Genomic DNA, 4,747 nt, shown 5'->3' with positions numbered 1-4,747 from the left:
GGACCCGCCCGGTGGGAGCGGACCCGCAGCGCTCTGAAAATCGGCTGGGCCGTGACCATGCCGTGATAGTAACGGCATGTGAGTCGCCGACCGCTTCCGACGATCTGAACGGGAAATGAAATACCGCCGGCCCGCCACCGCTCCGGATGCGAACGCTCATCCTCCTGGCGGCGCTGACCTGCACGGACATCGCCACCGAACAGCGGGCCGTCCCGACCTGAGAAGACGACTGTGTGACGTGTAACACTCCTGCCACAGCATGCCTGATACCCGCAGCGGGTATCAGGCCCTGCTACCAATCCGACGGCGACATCTGCCGGATTCTCCGGTCATTTGACTGCTCGTGCCGTCGAGGGCGTGGGTGTGCGCGAGAGCGCGATCATGGCGGCGTCGTCGCCCAGGCTGCCGTCGCTGTGGGCGACCAGGTCATCGCGGATGTGTCGCAGGAGTGCCTCGGAGCCGTCCCCGTCCCACGAGGCGATGCGCTCGGCGAGCGGGTAGAAGGCGCCTGCGCGATCGCGGGCCTCGATGACGCCGTCGGCGTAGAGCAGCAGGAGGTCGCCGGCCGCGAAGGGGAAGGTTTCGACGCGATAGCCGGGGTCCGTGAATTCGCCGAGGTCCAGCGGTGGTTCGGGTTGACGGACTTGGAGTGGTGTGACCTGGCGATGGCGTATGAGTAGGGGCGGGGGTGCCCGCAGTCGACCAGGTGGATCACGGGCTCGGCGTCGGGAGCAGAGGTCGTGGTCACGATGGCCAGGGAGGCGTTCTTCCTCGCCGTATCGCTCATGAGCGAAGCGCTTTCGAGGCGCGCGTCGGTGCATCCAAGGATGAGGTGCGGGCTCTTCTGCCGAGCCTCCCTGACCTGCCGCTGGGAAGCGGGTACTAGCTCCACTGACGCTACGTGAGTGCAACCGCAATGCCCCGCCGGAGCATTTCCGGCGGGGCTTCTGAGCGCGTCGTGCTAGGACGGCGTGCAGGGTCTGGCGCGGGCACTGGTTCGAAGACCGTGCTGACCGACGTCGGCCCGTGGAGGTGAAGGTGCCGCGGGACACAGCCGGCACCTTCGAGCCGCAGATTGTCAGGAAGCGGCAGCCCCGTCTGATCGGTGTCGACTGGATCCGCGCGGTCCGGTGCCGGCCACTTGGAACCGCCATGTGGTCGGGAGGCGAATGGCCATGGCCCGTACGCCCAGCGCCCCACGCACCGGCCGGCGTCCGCCTGGTGGGGAGGTCGTCTGCCTGAGCCGGGCGAGTCGGCTCGCGACGAGCCGCGGGCGGTCGCCGTCGTGAGCGGACAGCTCATGCGGCGGAGCCGGTCAGCGGTCGGGCGGGAAGTGGTCACCGAACATCGGCAGGCCGCTGGCGGACTCGGCGTGGGTCGCCTCATCCTGTAGGACGTCCCAGTGTTCGGCGAGCTTGCCGTTTTCGATGCGCACCACGTCGGCCGCCACCGAGGCGGCGGGGCTGCCATTGCCGCTGAAGCGGCCGTAGAGCATGACGTGATCGCCTTCGGCGAGGACGAGCTGGTGTTCGTAGCGCAGGGTGTCCGGCAACGAGCGGATCAGGTTGAACAGACCCGCGCGTCCTGGTGCGATGTGCGCGCTGTGCTGGATGTAGCGCTCGGACCAGAAATCTTCGGCGGCGACGTAGTCACGCTTGTTGAACAGCGTGTCGAACGCTTCCAGCACCAGTGCCTTGTTCTGTTCAGGAGTAGTCATGTGGTCCTCCACGAGGTAGCCGCTGCATCCCCTCGCCTTTCACCATGTCGATTGACTGGCCCCCACCCTGCCGCAAAGTGCACGTGGCTGATCCACGCCTCGCCGACTCCTACTCGGAGTCGAGGAAGAGTTTGGCGTGCTTGACGAACAGCTCGGGTACTGGTGATGAGCGCCGTGGTTGGCGTCGGGGTAGAGGATGAGCTGGGCGTTGGGGGCGTGCTGCTGCAGCAGATAGGAGTTGATGGTGGGGATGATGATGTCGTTGTTGCCGTTGACGATGAGGGTGGGCTGCTTGAGGCCGGCCAGGTAGCCGTAGGTGTCGTCCTTGCGCGCGCCCCAGGTGCCGATCGCTGCCGCCTGGGCCTGTACGGCCTCCGGGGCGACGGGCGCGTCGCGGTCGAATCGGGCTGTGATCCGCTCGACCGAAGCGCCGGTAGGCGTACCGGACCCCGCCGGCTTCTACGAACTGGGACGGAACTGTGTCGTGTGTGTATCGCAGCATCGCCGTACGCCTTCTCGGCGCGAAGTAATGGGTAGGTAGGACGATCGATTTGTTCAGAGCCGTTTCACTCACGATCGGGTCAACCAACCGGCGCGAAGCGAAACGCCAACCTCCCTGCCTGGACAGGTCAGTTGGCGGTGTGACCGCCGTCGACGTTGAGGATGTGCCCGGTGATGAATGAGGCTTCGTCCGATGCAAGGAAGACGATCGCGTCGGCAAGCTCCTTCGGGAGGCCGAGGCGACCCAACGGAACATCCGCCACCAGAGCCGCTTTGTTCTCCGGTATGCCGGTAAAACGGGTCAGCATGCCGGTGTCTGTAGGGCCAGGCGCCACGCCGTTCACGCGGATTCCAGACTTGGCGAGCTCGAGCGCCACGGACTTGGTGATGCCTTCGACGGCATGCTTGCTGCCGGCATAGAGGGAGGCTCCCGCCGCACCCTCGTGCCCGTAGGTCGAGGAGATGTTGATGAAGCCGTCTACCAGATCGCCCTGACCTGGTCATATACGTCCGGACGGCCTCCTGGCCTGCGCGTATGCATCTTTCAGGGGCTTTCAGCTTCATGCCGCGTTACGTAGCCGCTTCTCCCCAGGCACTCCCCAGGCGGCTTCGTTCTCCCCAGATTCTCCCCAGGGCAGCGCTCGCTGGGGAACTCGGCCACAGCTTCAGGGGGCCGCCGCCGCGCCAGCTCTCACCGTACTTGCACGAGGCGTGATGCGGCGGCCTCAACCAGGGGTGGATCGATGTCGGCAATCCGCCCATCGTCGGTCTTCCGAGCGGGAGGCTGCCGTTCGCCGCATGGGGCGCACTCCCGCCGCCTGCGGGGGTACGGGGCTGGCACACCGGTCCGTCCTCCTAGCGCGCCGCGACGGGGCACAGCACCTTCCGTCCGGTGTCGAGGAGCGCACCCGCCTGTATCGGCGCGCCCGCAGTGGGTACAGGCCAGTTCGCCAACCAGACCGCCGTGCCCGACCTCCCTCAGCACGTCCAGCAGGCGAGGCAGAGCCAGTGGACGGTGCGAGGTCGGGGCGCTCAGGCTGGCAGGGGTTCTCCTCCAGGTACGACGTGTCCAGTTTCCGCACCGGGCGGGTTGCTCGCGCTCCGGCTCGTCGCAGCAGTGCCTCGGCCTGCCCGCCGGCGACCGGGAGGGCTGCCCCGAGGCGGGCCACCACCCGGGCCCGTGTCTCGTCGCGTGCCCGGGCCACGGCGAGATTGCGCTCGCGCTGGGGTTGGTCCGTCATGGGCGGTCCGGATGGCGGTCCGTGGTGCGGCGTGGGCCGATCTCCACCGGCGCCGTCGACCTGTCGGCGGCCTTGCGGACCTCCTGATTGACGACCTTGGGCTGGATCAGGTCGTTCGGGGCGCACTCCAGGATGTCGCAGAGAGCGACCAGGCTGTCCATGCTCAGTCGTTCCTCTGCATTCGCGACGGATCGGGCACCGGAGTCAGGGGAGTTCGTCTCCGCCATGGGGCTCGCCCGGTTGAACGGTGGCTGAGCGCGAGATACCTAGCGTCGTTTGAAGTTCAGCCAGTTGTATGTGCATAGCCAGGAGGTTCTTCGTCTGCTGGTGGTACAGCGCTCATAGTGGTGCTGACCTGCTGCAATGGTGGCTGTGACTGTTGTGGGGAGAGCGTTGGTCCGTGCATGGTCCGGATCTTGGCGTCAGCTACCCCATTGCTGGGCCAGGGCTGTCGGCAGCGCCCAGGAGGGCGACAGTCACCAGGCCGCCGGCGCATGACCAGGAACAGCGCGGCGTGACGATCCTCGGCCGGCTCGACCGTGACCGTTACCACTGCCCTTCGCGGGAACCGCCGCCTCCGCAGCTAGGGCATAGGAGGGGTCGGTGTGCAGGAGACGAGGGGCGTATTGACCCGCGCCGGGAACCGGAGCCCGCAGCGCCCCCGGCCCGCGCGGGGCGGCCCATCGGCCGGGCCCGCATGCCCGACTGGCGCACCGGCCGGACCATCGATGACCTCACGCCCCTGGCGCGGGGGAGGGGGGACCTTCCCGACCGTGAGTCCGCCCCGGCGGTGCTGGGGAAGGCCGCCGACCAGGCCGCCTACGCTTACACCACCGAGGACCAGGAGGACGGAGCGGAGGACGGGCAGGAAGAAATCTCTTCCGGCCGCTGCCGGGCTGCGCTCCGCAAGCGCGTCCGATCCGGCGTCCCGGCGCAGTCGGGCGGCAGCGGGTGGCAACCGATTCCGATCAGGATCAGGCGATTCCGATCAGGGTCCGGTTGCTCTCCCACTGCCAACCGCAGGCCGCCGTGCAGAGGCGACGACTACTGGCCGAACAGCTGTGTGCTCGCCAGTTCTCTGTAGAGCGCGTCACCCGCCATGAGCTCGGCGTGGGTGCCGACTGCCCGGACCTGACCCGCCTCCATGACCACGATCCGGTCCGCTCTGGTCACGGTGGACAGCCGGTGTGCGACCACCAACACCGTCGTACCGTGGGCGGTTTCGGTGATGGTGTCGCGCAACGCCGCCTCGTTGGCCGCGTCCAGTTGGGAGGTGGCCTCGTCCAGC

At 67.7% G+C, this 4,747-nt stretch carries 5 protein-coding genes and 2 pseudogenes; 1 reads left to right on the top strand and 6 read right to left on the bottom strand.

Annotated elements, in window-relative coordinates; genetic code table 11:
- Positions 1–329: 329 nt before the first annotated feature.
- The gene (locus tag AB0I10_RS40355; RefSeq protein ID WP_363157722.1) at positions 330–821 is read right to left on the bottom strand and encodes a PP2C family protein-serine/threonine phosphatase; all 492 of its coding nucleotides are present in this window, start codon (positions 819–821) and stop codon (positions 330–332) included.
- A gap of 179 nt (positions 822–1,000) precedes the next feature.
- Between AB0I10_RS40355 and AB0I10_RS40350 the strand changes: the two are divergent.
- Positions 1,001–1,113, top strand: a pseudogene (locus AB0I10_RS40350) (transposase); the annotation flags it as partial.
- Between the two features lie 202 nt (positions 1,114–1,315).
- On the opposite strand, the gene AB0I10_RS40345 reads toward AB0I10_RS40350, so the two are convergent.
- The 5 genes and pseudogenes from AB0I10_RS40345 to AB0I10_RS40325 all read right to left on the bottom strand — a co-directional run.
- A complete protein-coding gene (locus AB0I10_RS40345) occupies positions 1,316–1,717 on the bottom strand; it encodes an ester cyclase (protein WP_363157721.1) in 402 nt (133 codons plus the stop codon).
- Positions 1,718–1,756: 39 nt separating this feature from the next.
- A complete protein-coding gene (locus tag AB0I10_RS40340) occupies positions 1,757–1,996 on the bottom strand; it encodes a hypothetical protein (RefSeq protein WP_363157724.1) in 240 nt (79 codons plus the stop codon).
- Between the two features lie 350 nt (positions 1,997–2,346).
- On the bottom strand, positions 2,347–2,682 hold the full coding sequence (locus tag AB0I10_RS40335; protein ID WP_363157723.1) for an SDR family oxidoreductase: 336 nt from the start codon (positions 2,680–2,682) through the stop codon (positions 2,347–2,349).
- Between the two features lie 773 nt (positions 2,683–3,455).
- Positions 3,456–3,686, bottom strand: a complete 231-nt coding sequence (locus tag AB0I10_RS40330; protein WP_363157720.1) for a helix-turn-helix domain-containing protein — start codon at positions 3,684–3,686, stop codon at positions 3,456–3,458.
- 817 nt (positions 3,687–4,503) lie between these two features.
- Positions 4,504–4,747: pseudogene (locus tag AB0I10_RS40325) on the bottom strand (ABC transporter ATP-binding protein); the annotation flags it as partial.

Source organism: Streptomyces sp. NPDC050636 (assembly GCF_040654775.1).
Taxonomy (GTDB): domain Bacteria; phylum Actinomycetota; class Actinomycetes; order Streptomycetales; family Streptomycetaceae; genus Streptomyces.
This window is presented reverse-complemented; position numbering and strand designations above follow the sequence as displayed.

Coding starts and splice junctions, on each gene's coding strand:
- AB0I10_RS40330 (WP_363157720.1), bottom strand. CDS start 3,686: ATGGCGGAGACGAACTCCCCTGACTCCGGTGCCCGATCCGTCGCGAAT.
- AB0I10_RS40345 (WP_363157721.1), bottom strand. CDS start 1,717: ATGACTACTCCTGAACAGAACAAGGCACTGGTGCTGGAAGCGTTCGAC.
- AB0I10_RS40355 (WP_363157722.1), bottom strand. CDS start 821: ATGCACCGACGCGCGCCTCGAAAGCGCTTCGCTCATGAGCGATACGGC.